The 15,848-nt window shown below is 69.2% G+C and carries 13 protein-coding genes; 10 read left to right on the top strand and 3 right to left on the bottom strand.

The window, feature by feature from the left end; translation table 11 throughout:
* Positions 1-195: 195 nt before the first annotated feature.
* Together ACFWNN_RS39295 and ACFWNN_RS39290 are read right to left on the bottom strand one after the other, a co-directional pair.
* Complete coding sequence (locus ACFWNN_RS39295; protein WP_382445050.1) at positions 196-906, bottom strand: DUF305 domain-containing protein; 711 nt, start codon at positions 904-906, stop codon at positions 196-198.
* Positions 906-1,724 (bottom strand): DUF3105 domain-containing protein, encoded by an 819-nt coding sequence (locus ACFWNN_RS39290; RefSeq protein WP_382445072.1) that lies wholly within the window; start codon positions 1,722-1,724, stop codon positions 906-908. The genes ACFWNN_RS39295 and ACFWNN_RS39290 overlap by 1 nt, the downstream gene beginning before the upstream one ends.
* 169 nt (positions 1,725-1,893) lie before the next feature.
* Here ACFWNN_RS39290 and argS point away from each other — a divergent pair, with 169 nt between their 5' ends.
* The 6 genes from argS to rho all read left to right on the top strand — a co-directional run bounded on the left by argS (position 1,894) and on the right by rho (position 10,486).
* Positions 1,894-3,531, top strand: a complete 1,638-nt coding sequence (gene argS, locus ACFWNN_RS39285) for an arginine--tRNA ligase (RefSeq protein WP_382445049.1) — start codon at positions 1,894-1,896, stop codon at positions 3,529-3,531.
* Positions 3,531-4,949 (top strand): diaminopimelate decarboxylase, encoded by a 1,419-nt coding sequence (lysA, locus tag ACFWNN_RS39280; RefSeq protein WP_382445048.1) that lies wholly within the window; start codon positions 3,531-3,533, stop codon positions 4,947-4,949. The genes argS and lysA overlap by 1 nt, the downstream gene beginning before the upstream one ends.
* Positions 4,946-6,247, top strand: coding sequence for a homoserine dehydrogenase (locus tag ACFWNN_RS39275; protein ID WP_382445047.1), 1,302 nt, complete (start codon positions 4,946-4,948; stop codon positions 6,245-6,247). Before lysA ends, ACFWNN_RS39275 begins: the two co-directional genes overlap by 4 nt.
* Positions 6,244-7,296 carry a threonine synthase gene (gene thrC / locus ACFWNN_RS39270; RefSeq protein WP_382445046.1) on the top strand — a complete coding sequence of 351 codons (1,053 nt, stop codon included), beginning with the start codon at positions 6,244-6,246 and terminating at the stop codon, positions 7,294-7,296. The genes ACFWNN_RS39275 and thrC overlap by 4 nt, the downstream gene beginning before the upstream one ends.
* Positions 7,293-8,147 (top strand): homoserine kinase, encoded by an 855-nt coding sequence (gene thrB, locus ACFWNN_RS39265; protein WP_382445045.1) that lies wholly within the window; start codon positions 7,293-7,295, stop codon positions 8,145-8,147. The genes thrC and thrB overlap by 4 nt, the downstream gene beginning before the upstream one ends.
* A 317-nt stretch (positions 8,148-8,464) precedes the next feature.
* Positions 8,465-10,486, top strand: coding sequence for a transcription termination factor Rho (rho, locus tag ACFWNN_RS39260; RefSeq protein WP_382445044.1), 2,022 nt, complete (start codon positions 8,465-8,467; stop codon positions 10,484-10,486).
* 566 nt (positions 10,487-11,052) lie between these two features.
* Here the strand turns inward: rho and ACFWNN_RS39255 are convergent.
* Positions 11,053-11,415: a hypothetical protein gene (locus ACFWNN_RS39255; protein ID WP_382445043.1), complete on the bottom strand. Its 363-nt coding sequence runs from the start codon at positions 11,413-11,415 to the stop codon at positions 11,053-11,055.
* 436 nt (positions 11,416-11,851) lie between these two features.
* Here ACFWNN_RS39255 and rpmE point away from each other — a divergent pair, with 436 nt between their 5' ends.
* The 4 genes from rpmE to lpdA all read left to right on the top strand — a co-directional run bounded on the left by rpmE (position 11,852) and on the right by lpdA (position 15,845).
* The gene (gene rpmE, locus ACFWNN_RS39250; protein ID WP_090095185.1) at positions 11,852-12,064 is read left to right on the top strand and encodes a 50S ribosomal protein L31; all 213 of its coding nucleotides are present in this window, start codon (positions 11,852-11,854) and stop codon (positions 12,062-12,064) included.
* An 87-nt stretch (positions 12,065-12,151) separates the two neighbouring features.
* On the top strand, positions 12,152-13,216 hold the full coding sequence (gene prfA / locus ACFWNN_RS39245) for a peptide chain release factor 1 (protein WP_382445042.1): 1,065 nt from the start codon (positions 12,152-12,154) through the stop codon (positions 13,214-13,216).
* Positions 13,217-13,239: 23 nt separating this feature from the next.
* Positions 13,240-14,448 (top strand): acyl-CoA thioester hydrolase/BAAT C-terminal domain-containing protein, encoded by a 1,209-nt coding sequence (locus ACFWNN_RS39240; RefSeq protein ID WP_382445041.1) that lies wholly within the window; start codon positions 13,240-13,242, stop codon positions 14,446-14,448.
* 11 nt (positions 14,449-14,459) lie between these two features.
* The gene (lpdA, locus tag ACFWNN_RS39235) at positions 14,460-15,845 is read left to right on the top strand and encodes a dihydrolipoyl dehydrogenase (protein ID WP_382445040.1); all 1,386 of its coding nucleotides are present in this window, start codon (positions 14,460-14,462) and stop codon (positions 15,843-15,845) included.
* Positions 15,846-15,848 lie beyond the last annotated feature (3 nt).

Below are 15,848 nucleotides of genomic sequence, written 5' to 3'. Positions count from 1 at the left end.
GCTTTGACGATTCGCGCGCTCATTCGGGCTCGCCTTCGGCTTCGCGGCACTGGCGGCGTGCTGCCTGCCTGCCTGCCTGCCTGCCTGCCGCGCCTCTCACCTACCCGCTTCGCCCCGCCTCGCCCTCGGTACGCGAAAGGGCCGCCCCCACAGCTCTGGGAGCGGCCCTCACGAACCAGCGGTGATGTCGGGTGGCTACGGCAGCGGGGCGGCTCCGCGCTTCGCCAGGTAGTCCTTCATCAGCTCGGTCTCGGCAGCCTGCGACTTCAGCATGTTGTCGGACAGCGTTCGCACGAACGACTGGCCCGCCGCGGTCGAGGCGTACTCGGCCATCGGCGCGCCGCCCATGTGGTGGCGGAGCATCAGCTGGAGCCAGTACACGTCGAACTCGGTGCCCGCGGGGATGGTGCGGAGCTTGGTGAGCTCTTCGGTGGTGGCCATGCCGGGCATGATCGGCTTGCCGGCTTCCGGCGTGGTGGCGCCGTGGCCGTGGATTCCGGCCGCGTCCATCCACTTCATGTAGACGCCGCTGATGTTCTGCTCGTGCTCGTTCCACATCATCAGCCAGCCCTTCATCCTGCCCACCTGTTCGAGCTGGGTGGAGGAGATGTCGAAGGCGAGCTGGCGGATTTCCGGGTCTGTGGAGCGGTCGCGGGCGATGTTCGCCATCTGGATGCCCTGCAGGTGGTGCATGGACATGTCCTGGCAGAAGCCCACGTCCACGGAGCCCGAGGCCGGGACCGCGGAGGACGTGGACGAGCCGGGGAGCTTCACGAGGAGTCCCACGGCCGCGCCCAGCAGGAGCACGGCCAGGACCGCCGCGCCGATGACGAGGGTCCTGGCCACACCCGAAGGTGCGGCCGAGACCTCGTCCTCGGCGACGTCGTCGTCGGTCGGAGCGGTCATCAGCTCGACGGGGGCGTCGAGACGGAGCTCGACGCGGGCGGGGTCTGCTGCTGGCCCTCGGTCAGGGACTCGTCCTTGCCGCCGTCCATCGGCACGGCGTCGGCGCCCGGCTTCTCGGCCACGAACGGGGCCGGGTTGGCGAGGAACGCCGAGTTCTCGCAGGACGCGCCGACCTCGGGGTAGGTGTTCGGGTTGCGCAGCAGCGACGAGATGAACTGGTCGATGCGCTCGTCGTCGGCGGTGTCCACCTTCAGCTGGTGGCCCCAGGACTGCAGCGAGATCGGCTTGTCGAGGCCCGGGAACGGCGACAGCGCCATGTACGGGATGCCCTCGACCTTGACCTTCAGCTTGTTGAGCGCGTCGTCCTTGACCTGGTCGGGGTTGTACGCGATCCACACGGCGCCGTGCTCCAGGCCGTGGACCATGTTCTCCGTGCGCACGGCCTTGTCGTAGACGACGCCGGTGCAGTCGGCCCACGTGGCGTCGTGCGGGCCGCCGAAGGCCGGGGTCTGGTCGTACGCGACGCGCTGGTCGGCGGTGACGTGGCGGGAGCCCTTGTACTCCTTGGACACGATGCCCGCGAGCTGCAGCGACGGGTCCTTGTTCGTGTCGGAGGGCTTCCACTTGGCCAGGGCGGCCTCCTTGACGTTGTTCTCGTGGATCTGCATGTACGCATATCCGAAAACACCGCCCGCGAGGGCCAGCACTGCCACAACCGCGATGATCGTGCCCCACGGCTTCGGCTTGCTCGCCACCACCGAGGAACGGGCTGCGGCCACGCTGTTGCGTGTGGCCTTCGTCTTCTTGCCGCTGGTCATGTCCGCCTCAGATGTCGTCCTGGTCAACCGGCGCCAGTGTAGGGACATCGTGTCTGATCACTGTCAGCGCAGGGCATTACCACGTGCGCGTTAACACTTGCCGTCTCACCCTCCGAGACCCGGTAACCCGGTCGAGACCTGCGACAACGCTTCTCTAAACTCTTCTGGCGTGACCCCTGAAGTGCTCGCCGATCTGGTCCGGACCACGGTTGCCCAGTTGCTGACAGACCGAGGCCTGGACGCCACCTCTCTGCCCGAGCAGGTGACGGTCGAGCGACCCAGGAACCCCGAGCACGGGGACTACGCCACCAACGTCGCGTTGCAGCTCGCCAAGAAGGCCGGTGTGCCTCCGCGCGACCTGGCGACGTGGCTCGCCGAGGCGCTGCTCGACCAGCCGGCCATCGCGAAGGCGGACGTGGCCGGGCCCGGCTTCCTGAACCTCACGATCGCCACCGAGGCCCAGGGAGCGATCGTTCGTGCGGCGCTGCAGGACTTCTACGGCACCGGCAACGAGCTGGTGGGCAAGCGCATCAACCTGGAGTTCGTCTCCGCGAACCCGACCGGCCCGATCCACCTCGGTGGCGCGCGCTGGGCGGCCGTGGGCGACGCGCTGGGCAAGGTGCTCCAGGCGCGCGGCGCGGACGTCACCCGCGAGTACTACTTCAACGACGCCGGCGCGCAGATCGACCGGTTCGTCCGGTCGCTGATCGCCGCCGCCAAGGGCGAGCCGGCCCCCGAGGACGGCTACGCGGGCACGTACGTGAGCGACATCGCTGCCGAGGTCCTGCGCCGCGAACCGGGGGCGCTCGGCGACCCCGAGACCGTCCGCAGGGTCGGCGTCGGGCTCATGTTCGAGGAGATCAAGCGGAGCCTGCACGAGTTCGGCACCGACTTCGACGTCTACTTCCACGAGGACGCGCTGCACCAGAGCGGCCGCGTGGACGAGGCCGTGGCCAGGCTCAAGGCCAACGGCTCGCTGTACGAGAAGGACGGCGCCTGGTGGCTGCGGTCGACGGACTTCGGTGACGACAAGGACCGGGTCGTCATCAAGAGCGACGGCAACCCGGCGTACATCGCGGGCGACATCGCGTACCTGGTCGACAAGCGCGGCCGCGGCTTCGACCTGTGCATCTACATGCTCGGCGCGGACCACCACGGCTACATCGCCCGCCTCAAAGCAGCGGCGGCGGCGCTCGGCGACGACCCGGACAGCGTCGAGGTGCTGATCGGCCAGCTCGTGAACCTCGTCAGCGACGGCCAGCCCGTCCGGATGAGCAAACGCGCGGGCACGGTCATCACGATGGAGGACCTGGTCGACGCGGTCGGGGTGGACGCCGCCCGCTACGCCATGATCCGGTCGAGCGTCGACTCCGGCCTCGACATCGACCTCGACCTGCTGCGCAAGCACAACAACGAGAACCCGGTCTACTACGTCCAGTACGCGCACGCCCGCATCTCCGGCGTGCTGCGCAACGCCGCCGACCTCGGAGTCACGCAGGGGGACGACCTCTCGCTGCTGGTGCACGAGCGCGAAGGCGACCTGATCCGCACGATCGGCGAGTTCCCCAGGGTCGTGGCCACCGCGGCCGACCTGCGCGAACCCCACCGGGTGGCGCGCTACCTCGAAGAGCTCGCCGGCACCTTCCACCGCTTCTACGACCGGACGAACGGCGTCCGCGTCCTTCCCCAGGGCGACGAGGAGACCACCCCGCTGCACCAGGCGAGGCTCACCCTCTGCGCCGCCACCAGGCATGTTTTCGGAGCGGGCCTCGGCCTGCTCGGCGTCACCGCACCGGAGCGAATGTAATGCGAGCACACCCCGCCGGACCTCGGCACGCCGATGTCACGGCGCCCGGCAACACCGCCGGAGACCGTCCCTCCTCCACCGACCAGCTCGACTTCCTGCACCCGACGGTGTGGCCCCGCAACGCCAAGCGCACCGACGCGGGCGTGCTGGAGCTCGCGGGCGTGGACGTGCGCGAGCTGGCCGAGCAGTACGGCACCCCGCTGTTCGTCATGGACGAGCAGGACTTCCGCGCGCGGTGCCGCGAGCACGCCGAGGCGTTCGGCGACCCGACGCTCGTGCACTACGCGTCCAAGGCGTTCCTGAGCGTCCAGGTCGCGAAGTGGGTGGCCGAAGAGGGCCTCTCCATCGACGTGTGCAGCGGCGGCGAGCTCGCCATCGCGTTGCGCGCCGAGTTCCCGGCCGAGCGAATCGCCTTGCACGGCAACAACAAGAGCGTTCCCGAGCTGATCGCGGCCGTCGAGGCGGGCGTCGGCGGGATCGTGCTCGACAGCTACCACGAGATCGCGCGCCTGGACCAGATCGCGCGCGAACGCGGTGTGGTGCAGCCGGTGCTGATCCGCGTGACGGTCGGCGTCGAGGCGCACACGCACGAGTTCATCGCGACCGCGCACGAGGACCAGAAGTTCGGCTTCTCGCTGTCGTCCGGTGACGCGGCCGAGGCCGTGCGGCGCGTGCTCAAGGCCAGTGGCCTCAAGCTCGTCGGCCTGCACAGCCACATCGGCTCGCAGATCTTCGACGCGTCCGGCTTCGAGGTCGCCGCCCGCCGCGTGATCGGCCTGCTCGCCGACATCCGCGCCGAGCACGGCGACGTCCCGTCGTTGAACGTCGTCGACCTCGGCGGCGGTCTCGGCATCGCCTACACGCCGGACGACGACCCGCCCCCGCCCGCAGAGCTCGCCCGCCAGCTGCACAACATCGTGCAGAAGGAGTGCGAGCACAACGGCCTGGAGATGCCTCGCATCGCGGTCGAGCCCGGCCGCGCGATCGTCGGCCCCGGCACGGTCACCGTGTACGAGGTCGGCACCATCAAGGACATCGAGCTGGACGGTGGCGCGCGCCGCCGGTACGTCAGCGTCGACGGCGGCATGAGCGACAACATCCGCACGGCGCTCTACGACGCGGTCTACGACTGCAAGCTCGTCTCACGCGCGTCCGAGCCCGAGTCGAGGGCCGTGCTGTGTCGTGTCGTGGGCAAGCACTGCGAGTCCGGTGACATCGTGGTTCGCGACTGCTGGCTGCCCGATGACCTCGCACCGGGAGACTTGGTTGCGATCGCCGCCACAGGGGCCTACTGCTACTCGATGGCGAGCGGGTACAACCGACTTCCACGGCCCGCGCTCGCCGCGGTGACCGATGGGGAGGCGCGGCTGCTGCTGCGTCGCGAGACCGAGGACGACCTGTTCCGTCTGGAGGTATGAAAGCCGTGAAACCGATTCGGGTCGCCTTGCTCGGCTGTGGCACGGTGGGCACGGAGGTAGTCCGGCTGCTGACGGACCAGGCCGACGACCTCACCCAGCGCATCGGCGCGCCGGTGGAGCTCGCCGGCATCGCCGTGCGCAGGCCGAACAAGCACCGTGAAGTACCGGAGCACCTGCTCACCACGGACGCCGAGGCGCTCGTGAAGTCGCCCGACGTGGACGTCATCGTCGAGGTCATCGGCGGCATCGACCCCACGCGGGGGCTGCTGCTGGAGGCGTTGCGGGGCGGCAAGTCCGTCGTGACGGCGAACAAGGCGCTGCTCGCCGAGCACGGCCCCGACCTGTTCGAGGCCGCCGACGCGTCCGGTGCCGACCTCTACTTCGAGGCCGCCGTCGCCGGCGCGATCCCGTTGCTGCGCCCGTTGCGGGAATCCCTTGCGGGAGACCGGATCACGCGCGTCATGGGCATCGTGAACGGCACGACGAACTTCATCCTGTCCGCGATGGACGCCACGGGCGCGGGCTACGGCGAGACGCTCGAGGAGGCCTCGCGCCTCGGTTACGCCGAGGCCGACCCGACCGCGGACGTCGACGGGTTCGACGCCGCGTCGAAGGCCGCGATCCTTGCGTCCCTTGCGTTCCACACGCGCGTGACGGCGTCGGACGTGTACCGCGAGGGCATCCGCGCGGTCTCGGCGGCGGACATCGCGGCGGCCAAGGGCCTCGGCCGCACGGTGAAGCTGCTCGCCATCTGCGAACGCGTGGTCAGCCCGTCCGGCCAGGAGTCAGTCGCCGTTCGAGTGCACCCGGCCATGATCCCCAGGACGCACCCGCTGGCCTCGGTCAACGGCGCGTTCAACGCGGTGTTCGTCGAGGCCGACGCGGCGGGGGAGATGATGTTCTACGGGCAGGGCGCCGGCGGCGCCCCGACGGCGAGCGCGGTCGTCGGCGACCTGGTCGCCGTGGCGCGCAACATGGTCGCGAGCGGGCACGGCCCGCGCGAGTCGGCCTACGCGGCGCTTCCCGTGCAGCCCATGGGCAACACGCCCACCCGCTACCACATCAGCCTCGACGTCGCGGACAAGGCCGGTGTCCTCTCGCAGGTCGCCGCCGTGTTCGCGGAGCACGACGTCAGCATCGCCGCTGTCCGTCAGGAAGGCCGGGTCGAGGACGCCAGCCTGGTGATCGTCACGCACGCGGCGACCGACGCCGCGCTGCGGTCCACTGTGGACAAAATCGGTGGCCTCCCCGTGGTGCGGGACGTCGTCAGCGTCATGAGGGTGGAGGGCGAAGAATGAGTGCGTCCAGAGCAGGCTGGCCCGGTCTCATCAACGCCTACCGGGACCGCATCGAGATCCCCGAGGGCGCCGAGGTCGTGACGCTGCACGAGGGCGGCACGCCGCTGGTGCACGCCCGCCGCCTCTCCGCGCTCACCGGTTCGGACGTGTGGGTGAAGGTCGAGGGCGCGAACCCCACCGGGTCGTTCAAGGACCGCGGCATGACCGTGGCCATGACGTACGCGCTGGCGTCCGGCCTGAAGGCCGTCATCTGCGCCTCGACCGGCAACACCTCGGCGTCCGCGGCGGCCTACGCGGCCAAGGCGGGGCTGACGGCGGCCGTGCTGGTGCCCAGCGGCAAGATCGCGATGGGCAAGCTCGCGCAGGCCGTGATGCACGGCGCGAAGATCCTGCAGATCGACGGCAACTTCGACGACTGCCTGGAGCTCGCGTCCAAGACCGCCGCCGAGTACCCCGTCACGCTGGTGAACTCGGTCAACCCGGTGCGGCTCGTCGGTCAGCAGACCGCCGCGTGGGAGGTCTGCGACGTGCTCGGCCAGGCGCCGGACGTGCACTGCCTGCCGGTCGGCAACGCGGGCAACATCACCGCGTACTGGAAGGGCTACACGTCGTACGACCAGGGCCTGCCGAAGATGTTCGGGTTCCAGGCCGCCGGTGCCGCGCCGCTGGTGTCCGGTGCGCCGGTGCCGAACCCCGAGACCATCGCGACCGCGATCCGGATCGGATCGCCGGCGTCGTGGACGGGTGCCGTGAACGCCCGTGACGAGTCGGGTGGCCTGATCGACGCCGTCACCGACGAGCAGATCCTCGCCGCGTACCGCCTGCTGGCGTCGTCCGAGGGCATCTTCGTGGAGCCGGCGTCGGCCGCGTCCATCGCCGGTCTGCTCAAGACCGCCGAGGACGGGCGCCTGCCCAAGGGCTCGACGGTTGTGTGCACCGTCACTGGTCACGGTTTGAAGGACCCCGACACGGCGTTGCTCGGCACCACCGAGGTCGAGCCGGTTCCGGTCGACCCCGGCGCCGTCGCGCACGCGCTGGAGCTTTCGTGAAGTTCCTCGTCTCCGTCCCCGCGTCGACCGCGAACCTCGGTTCGGGGTTCGACGCGCTGGGCATGGCGCTCGGCATGTACGACGACGTCGAGGTGACCGGCGGCGAGGGCGTCGACGGTCTCACGATCACCGTCGACGGTGCCGGATCCGGTGACGTCCCGCTCGACGAGACCCATCTCGTCGTGCGGGCCGTCCGCGCCACCGGCTACACCGGCGGACTGGCACTGAGGTGCCGCAACACCATTCCGCACGCACGCGGGCTGGGCTCGTCGGCCGCCGCGATCGTGGCGGGTGTCGTAGCCGGATTCACCCTGTTGGGTCGCGAGTTGGACACGGACGCGTTGCAAATCGCCGCCGAGTTCGAGGGTCATGCGGACAACGCGGCGGCGTCCCTGTTCGGCGGAGTTGTCGTTGCGTGGTCCGAAGGAGAGCGGTACCGCGCGGTCCGGATGGACGCGGACGCACGCGTGCGCCCGGTCGTGCTGATCCCGGCTGTGGAGTCGTCCACGAAGACGACGCGTGGTCTGCTGCCGGCTGAGGTGCCGCACGCCGACGCCGCGCACGCCGCCGGACGGGCCGCCCTCGCGGTGCACGCGCTGACGTCCGACCCGTCCGTTCTCCTTGCCGCGACTGAGGATCGACTCCACCAGAACTACCGGGAACCCGCTTGGCCCGACACCGTTCGGGTGATCAACGATCTTCGCAAGCTGGGAGTTCCCGCCTGCGTGAGCGGAGCGGGACCCACCGTGATCGCCTTCGGTGATCTTCCGGACGAGGTCGACACGACCGGCTTCGACGTGCGCAGACTCGACGTCGACGCCTCTGGCGTGCGCGTTCGGCCATTGGACTGACACGCCCGACCCCGGTTGTTGCATGCCGGGGGAGCGGCGTCTACCCTCGGGGGCGATCAGTCACTGCGCGCACGGGCGCCGGTGTCGCGCCCGGACATTCGTTCCGGGTCGCAATCCTTTTGTGTTCCGGCTCTGTGCCGTGCGGGCGGGGCGGACGCAAAGAGGCACCCGATCGCCGTGATCTGAGAAAAGTCCCGTGCTTGCCGGTAGCCGTCGTGCTTCCGTCTTCATCGGACTTGACCGCCGTTCCCCGCTGAAGTGGGAAGGCGGGTCCGCTGGGCCGCGTAGGAGGCGGGGCCTGGTCAGGAAGGACTTGTGTGACCAACACCGATTTGCTGAGCAGCGACGTCGCAGCTGCCGCTGGTTCTGGAGCCGAGGAGAACGCTCTGTCCACCCCATCGAACGGCACGACGCCGCGCCGCCGCGCGGGTCTGTCCGGCATGGTGCTCGCTGAGTTGCGCGAGCTTGCCGGCCAAATGGGCATCACCGGAACCGCCGGCCTGCGCAAGGGCGACCTGATCGCGGCCATCAAGGAGAAGCAGGGTTCCGCCCCTGCCGCCAAGGCCGAGAAGCCGGCGAAAGCCGACAAGGTCTCCGCCAAGGCCGAGGCCCCTGCCGCCGCTGAGAAGCCGGCGCCGAAGGCCGAAAAGGTCGTCGAGAAGCCTGTTCAGCAGCAGCTCGAGGTAGCGGAGAAGCCCGCCGCCGCCGAGGTTTCCGCTGGTGACGACGCCCGTTCGACCGAGGACGGGGGGCGCCGGGGCAACCGTCGCCGCCGTTCCGGCCGTGGCGGCGGCAACGCCGAGGGCGAGGGCCAGCAGCAGTCCGAGCAGCAGCAGCGTCCCGAGCGCGCCGACCGTCAGGAGCGCGCTGAGCGCCCCGAGCGCGGCGAGCGCCAGGACCGCGGCGACCGTTCGGACCGCGGCGAGCGCTCCGAGCGTTCCGACCGCGGCGAGCGTCAGGACCGCGGTGACCGTGGCGACCGCAACGAGCGCGGCGGCCGTGACCGCAACCGCGACCGCGGCGAGCGTTCCGACCGCGGCGACCGCGGTGGCGACCGTCAGGGCGGCAACCAGCCGGGTGACGACGACGAGGGCGGCCGTCGCGGCCGCTTCCGCGACCGTCGCAGGCGCGGTGGCCGTGGCGACGACCAGGGTGGCGGCGGTGGCCGTGGCGACCGCGAGACCGAGGTGCGCGACGACGACGTCCTGCTCCCCGTCGCGGGCATCCTGGACGTGCTGGAGAACTACGCGTTCGTCCGCACGTCCGGCTACCTCGCGGGCTCGAACGACGTCTACGTCTCGCTCTCGCTCGTCCGCAAGTACGGCCTGCGCCGTGGCGACGCCCTCACCGGCGCCGTCCGCCAGCCGCGCGACGGTGAGCAGCAGCGGCAGAAGTTCAACCCGCTGGTCCGCGTCGACAAGATCAACGGCCTGGACCCGGAAGAGGCGCGCAACCGCCCCGACTTCACCAAGCTGACGCCGCTCTACCCGAACGAGCGCCTGCGCCTCGAGACCGAGCCGCACATCCTCACCACCCGTGTCATCGACCTGGTGATGCCGATCGGCAAGGGCCAGCGCGCCCTGATCGTCTCCCCGCCGAAGGCCGGCAAGACCTCGGTGCTCCAGTCGATCGCGAACGCGATCACGAAGAACAACCCCGAGTGCCACCTGATGGTCGTCCTGGTCGACGAGCGTCCGGAAGAGGTCACCGACATGCAGCGCTCGGTGAAGGGCGAGGTCATCGCCTCGACCTTCGACCGTCCGCCGTCGGACCACACCACCATCTCCGAGCTGGCGATCGAGCGCGCCAAGCGCCTCGTCGAAATGGGCCACGACGTCGTCGTGCTCCTCGACTCGATCACCCGCCTGGGCCGCGCCTACAACCTGGCAGCCCCGGCCTCCGGCCGAATCCTGTCCGGTGGTGTCGACTCGACGGCCCTCTACCCGCCCAAGCGCTTCCTGGGTGCCGCCCGCAACATCGAAGGCGGCGGCTCCCTCACGGTGATCGCGACGGCACTGGTGGAGACCGGCTCGGCCGGCGACTCGGTCATCTTCGAAGAGTTCAAGGGCACCGGCAACGCCGAGCTCAAGCTCGACCGCAAGATCGCCGACAAGCGCACCTTCCCGGCCGTCGACGTCGACAGCTCCGGCACCCGCAAGGAAGAGCTCCTGCTCTCGCCGGACGAGATGGCCGTGACGCACAAGCTCCGCCGAGTGCTCCACGCCCTCGACGGCCAGCAGGCGATCGACCTCCTGCTGGACCGGCTGCGCAAGTCCCGCACCAACATCGAGTTCCTGATGCAGGTGGCCAAGACCACCCCGGGCGCCGAGCAGGACTGACCCGCGTAAGTTTCACGTGAAATTGCCCCCGCTGCAGGTCAGCGGGGGCTTTTTCATGCCCGTCACTCGAATGCCGAGGGGTCGGAGGCGCGTGGGCGACCGTGCCAACCGCAGCCGCGAACGCAAGGTGACCACCGTCTTGGCCAGGCGCGAGCACCCAACCGCAGTCGTCAACGCAAGGCGACCACCGTCTTAGCCCGGCGCGCGCTCTCAACCGGACAGCCGTCAACGCACCCCAACCACCTACGAGGCCTGGCACGCAATGCCGAAGGCGAGCCCGAACGGGCTGATGCAGGACTGGGAGCCGGTTCCACCCGCGCATGGCGATTGGGGCTTGACTTTGGGTGCGAGGTGCTAGCTTCTCGAGCTCGGCCGGGCGCTTTTCAGCCCGGCCTTTTCCGGCCGATGAGCGCCTCGCAAGGGCCCCGAAGTCAAGCCCCAATCGCACACCCCAGGTCTTTCGTCGAGACCCGCGCGACCAACCCTCGCAACCGCAGCCCAACCAACGGAACGCAACCAACCCCGCTGGCACAGGAACCGGCCGACGAAACCGGCACCCGGCGAACTCAACGACAGTCGGCAGCCTGCCGGCTCTCGTCACTCTGCATCACGCACTGCAACACGAGCCCCAGCAAAACCGGCACCCCCACCACGGTCGCAGCCACAGCGGGAACCTCCACCGCCCCGACCACGACCCCACCCCCGAGCACCGCGACCAGATAAGGCCACCGGAGCCACACCCGCTGCCACCCGCGCCGCCACCGAACCCCACCGGAAACAGCAGCCGCCACCGCCACCCCGGCCCCGGAAACCACAGGGGACAACGGCACCGTGCTCCAGGAAGCAGTGAGCAGCCCTGCCGACCCCATCAGGCCGAACACGGCAGCGGAGAACAGGAACGGCAACGCCAGCCACAAGTGCTGACCCATGGGCCGCTCAGCGGTGCAGAACACGCCGCACAGTCTGGTGTACGCCCACCAACAACACAGAGCCGTATCCAGTCGAACGGCAACACCTTGCGCCGAACGGCGTACCGGGAACGCCGAGCGGTTGTGACTTGAACCACGCACGGTGGGCATGCCAGGTCAGCCGGCCCAAGCCGCACCGCACCACCCTGACCAGGCCCAAGTCGCATGCCGAACCAGCCCGACCAGCCCGCGACCTGCCTAGATGACGCCCGGCCAAGCCCGCCACCCAAGTCCGAACACGGCAGCCGCGGGCATGACCCAGCCCACACCCCCACCTCGGGAACAACCACGTTTTTGCCCGTGTTGAACGGTCTGGCAAACTAAACGGTCGAGTCCGGCTCCGGTTCACCCGTTCACCAACAGGGACCCGGCGGCCATCCTTGAAAGGGACAAGATCTTGAAGAGTGGAATTCACCCCGAGTACACCGCCACCGAAGTGACGTGCAGCTGCGGCAACAGCTTCACGACGCGCAGCACCACTTCGGCGTCTGAGGTTCGCGTCGAGATGTGCTCGAACTGCCACCCGTTCTACACGGGCAAGCAGCGCATCCTGGACACCGGCGGTCGCGTGGCGCGCTTCGAGGCGCGTTACGGCAAGCGCAACAAGTAGCTGCTTTCACGGCGCCTGACCTCGGCCATCACGGCCGGGGCGGGCGCCGTCGCCGTTTCCAGGGCAAACCCCAAGAAAGCAGGAGAAGTGTCGCAGTCGCTGGACAGCTTGCTCGCCGAGTACGACGAGCTGGAGAAGAAGCTCGCGGACCCCTCCGTGCACGCTGACCAGGCGGGTGCGCGCAAGCTCGGCAAGCGGTACGCCGAGCTCGGGCCGATCGTGAAGACGGCCAGGGAGATCGAGCAGGCCCGCGACGACCTGGAGGCGGCCAAGGAGCTCGCGGCCGAGGACCGGTCGTTCCAGAGCGAGGTCGACGACATCGAGGAGCGGCTCCCCAAGCTGGAGGAGCGCCTCACCGAGCTGCTGCTGCCGCGCGACCCGCACGACGGGGACGACGTGCTGCTGGAGATCAAGTCCGGCGAGGGCGGCGAGGAGTCCGCGCTGTTCGCGGGGGACCTGCTGCGCATGTACACGCGGTATGCGGAGCGGCAGGGGTGGAAGGTCGAGATGCTCGACGGCACCGACTCCGACCTCGGCGGCTTCAAGGACGTCACCGTCGCCATCAAGACCAAGTCGGCCACGCCCGACGGGGTGTGGAGCCGGCTCAAGTGGGAGGGCGGCGTGCACCGGGTGCAGCGCGTGCCGGTCACCGAGAGCCAGGGCCGCATCCACACGTCGGCCGCCGGCGTCCTCGTCTTCCCGGAGACCGAGGAGACCACCGCGATCGAGATCGACGAGAAGGACCTCCGCATCGACGTCTACCGGTCGAGCGGCAAGGGCGGTCAGTCGGTCAACACCACGGACTCCGCGGTCCGCATCACGCACCTGCCGACCGGCATCGTCACGTCCTGCCAGAACGAGCGCAGCCAGCTCCAGAACAAGGCCCGCGCCATGCAGGTCCTCCAAAGCCGCCTGATCGCCCTCGCCGAGGAGCAGAAGGCGCAGGAGCAGTCGGACGCCCGGCGCACCCAGATCCGCACCGTTGACCGCAGTGAACGGGTGAGGACCTACAACTTCCCCGAATCACGCATCTCCGACCACCGGGTTGGGTACAAAGCGCATAACCTTGACCAGGTCCTCGACGGAGACCTGGACGCGGTGGTGGACGCACTCGCCGCCGCAGACAGGGCGGAACGGCTCGCAGGCGGGTAATCCGACGTGAGAAGGGGCGCGTTGTGGCCGAGATCCTGGTGAATCCGCAGTCAGCGCCCCTCGACCAAGAGGTCGAAGTGGTCGTCGCCGGCCTCAAACCCGGCCAAGAGATCACCGTGCAGCTCTCCACGGGCGAGCGCGCTTCTCACGCCGTGTTCGAGGCGGACGACCGTGGTGTCGTGGACCTCACAAGGCACGCACCACAAGACGGCAGCTACACGGGCGTGGACCCGATGGGCTTGTTCTGGTCCCTCGAACGCACGGGCGGCAAGGCGAGCCAGCCGGTCCTCTCCGTCGAAGGCGTCGGCGACCGAGTGCTGGAGCGCCACTCCACCCCGCAGGGCGTCGAACGCCTGGAGGTCCGCGAGGACGGACTCGTGGGCACCCTGTTCGCCCCTGAGGACGACGGAGGCGAGCTCCCCGGCGTGATCGTGCTCGCCGGGTCCGAAGGCGGCCTCCACGAGACCGACGCCGCTCTGCTGGCCGCGCACGGCTTCGTCACGTTCGCCCTCGGCTACTTCGGTCTCAAGGGTCTGCCGGACCACCTCACCGACATCCCGCTCGAGTACTTCGGCAAGGCCATCGCCTACCTCGGGGAACGGGCCGGCGCCATCGGCGTCACCGGCGGATCGCGGGGCGGCGAGCTGGCGCTCCTGATCGCGGCCACGTTCCCGCAGGTCAAAGCTGTGGTGAGCGTCGTCGGCAGCGGCGTCGTCACCCAGGGCATCGGCCCCGGCGCCAACCTGCTGCAGAAGCTCTCGTACGAGACCGCCTCCTGGACCCTCAAGGGCCAGCCGCTCCCGTACCTGCCCTACGACGTCGGCGACGAGCTCCGCGCCAGGATCGTCAACGACGAACCCGTGCCGTTGAAGCTCGCCTTCAGCACCGAGGACGGCATCCCCGAGGACACCGAGATCCCCGTCGAACGCATCAACGGGGGTGTGTTGCTCATCTCGTCCGGGCACGACGACAGCTGGCCCAGCACCGAGCTGAGCGACGTCGCGATGCGGCGCCTCAAGGACCACGAGCACCCGTTCCCGCACGAGCACGTCGTGTATCCCGAGGCAGGACACCTGATCGCGGGCCCGCCGCACCGGCCGGCCACCGACGTGACCTATCCGGGGCCCGGTGTCACCTTCTCGGGTGGTGGTGTTCCGAAAGCCACGGCGCACGCACGGGCAGATGCCTGGAAACGGACGGTTGAGTTCTTGCGGGAGCAGCTCGGGAGCTAGGTTGTGTGCTTATGAGCGCACACTTTGATGTCGTCGTCGTGGGTGCGGGTCCCGGCGGGTACGTCGCCGCGATCCGTGCGGCTCAGCTCGGGCTGAAGACCGCCATCGTCGAGGAGAAGTACTGGGGCGGCGTCTGCCTCAACGTCGGCTGCATCCCCTCGAAGGCGCTGCTGCGCAACGCCGAGCTGGCGCACATCTTCACGCACGAGCAGAAGACGTTCGGCATCAAGGTCGACGGCAACGTCAGCTTCGACTACAGCGCTGCCTGGCAGCGCAGCCGCAAGGTCGCGGACGGGCGCGTCAAGGGCGTGCACTTCCTGATGAAGAAGAACGGCATCACCGAGTACAACGGGTGGGCCAACTTCACCGACGACCACTCGCTGACGGTCAACGGCGAGGTCATCACCTTCGGCCACGCGATCATCGCCGTGGGCGCCACGACCCGGATGCTGCCGGGCACGCAGAAGTCCGACCGCGTGGTGACCTACGAAGAGCAGATCATGACCGAGGACCTGCCCGAGTCGATCATCATCGCCGGCGCGGGCGCGATCGGCGTCGAGTTCGCCTACGTCATGCACAACTACGGCGTGAAGGTCACCATCGTCGAGTTCCTCGACCGCATGGTGCCGCTGGAGGACGAAGAGGTCTCCGCCGAGCTGCTCAAGCGCTACAAGAAGCTGGGCGTCGACGTCCGCATCGGCACGCGCGTCGAGTCGATCGACGAGTCGGGCCCGAAGGTCCGCGTCACCGTGTCGAAGAACGGCGCGGAAGAGGTCCTCGAAGCCGACAAGGTCATGCAGGCCATCGGTTTCGTGCCGCGCGTCGAGGGCTACGGCCTGGAGAACACCGGCGTGAAGCTGACCGACCGCGGTGCCATCGACATCGACGGCCGTGGCCGCACGTCCGTGCCGCACATCTTCGCGATCGGTGACGTCACCGCGAAGCTCATGCTCGCGCACACCGCCGAGTCCATGGGCGTCATCGCCTCGGAGACCATCGCGGGCGCCGAGACGATGGAGCTCGACTACGTGATGATCCCGCGCGCGACGTTCTGCCAGCCGCAGATCGCCTCGTTCGGCTACACCGAGAAGCAGGCCCGCGAGAAGGGCTACGACGTCCAGGTCGCGAAGTTCCCGTTCACCGCGAACGGCAAGGCGCACGGCCTGGCCGACCCGGGCGGCTTCGTGAAGCTGATCAGCGACGGCAAGCACGGCGAGCTGCTCGGCGGCCACATCATCGGCCCCGAGGCGACCGAGCTGCTGCCCGAGCTCACGCTGGCGCAGCAGTGGGACCTCACCGTCCACGAGGTCGCGCGCAACGTCCACGCGCACCCGACGCTGTCCGAGGCCGTCAAGGAAGCTGTGCACGGCCTGGCCGGGCACATGATCAACTTCTGAGAT

Origin of the sequence: Lentzea sp. NPDC058450, from assembly GCF_042721395.1 — a bacterium.
GTDB lineage: Bacteria > Actinomycetota > Actinomycetes > Mycobacteriales > Pseudonocardiaceae > Lentzea.
The sequence above is the reverse complement of the archived record's forward strand: the minus strand, read 5'-3'. Positions and strand labels throughout refer to the sequence as shown.

Coding starts and splice junctions, on each gene's coding strand:
- lpdA (WP_382445040.1), top strand. CDS start 14,460: ATGAGCGCACACTTTGATGTCGTCGTCGTGGGTGCGGGTCCCGGCGGG.
- thrC (WP_382445046.1), top strand. CDS start 6,244: ATGAGTGCGTCCAGAGCAGGCTGGCCCGGTCTCATCAACGCCTACCGG.
- ACFWNN_RS39295 (WP_382445050.1), bottom strand. CDS start 906: ATGACCGCTCCGACCGACGACGACGTCGCCGAGGACGAGGTCTCGGCC.
- lysA (WP_382445048.1), top strand. CDS start 3,531: ATGCGAGCACACCCCGCCGGACCTCGGCACGCCGATGTCACGGCGCCC.
- ACFWNN_RS39275 (WP_382445047.1), top strand. CDS start 4,946: ATGAAAGCCGTGAAACCGATTCGGGTCGCCTTGCTCGGCTGTGGCACG.
- ACFWNN_RS39290 (WP_382445072.1), bottom strand. CDS start 1,724: ATGACCAGCGGCAAGAAGACGAAGGCCACACGCAACAGCGTGGCCGCA.
- ACFWNN_RS39255 (WP_382445043.1), bottom strand. CDS start 11,415: ATGGGTCAGCACTTGTGGCTGGCGTTGCCGTTCCTGTTCTCCGCTGCC.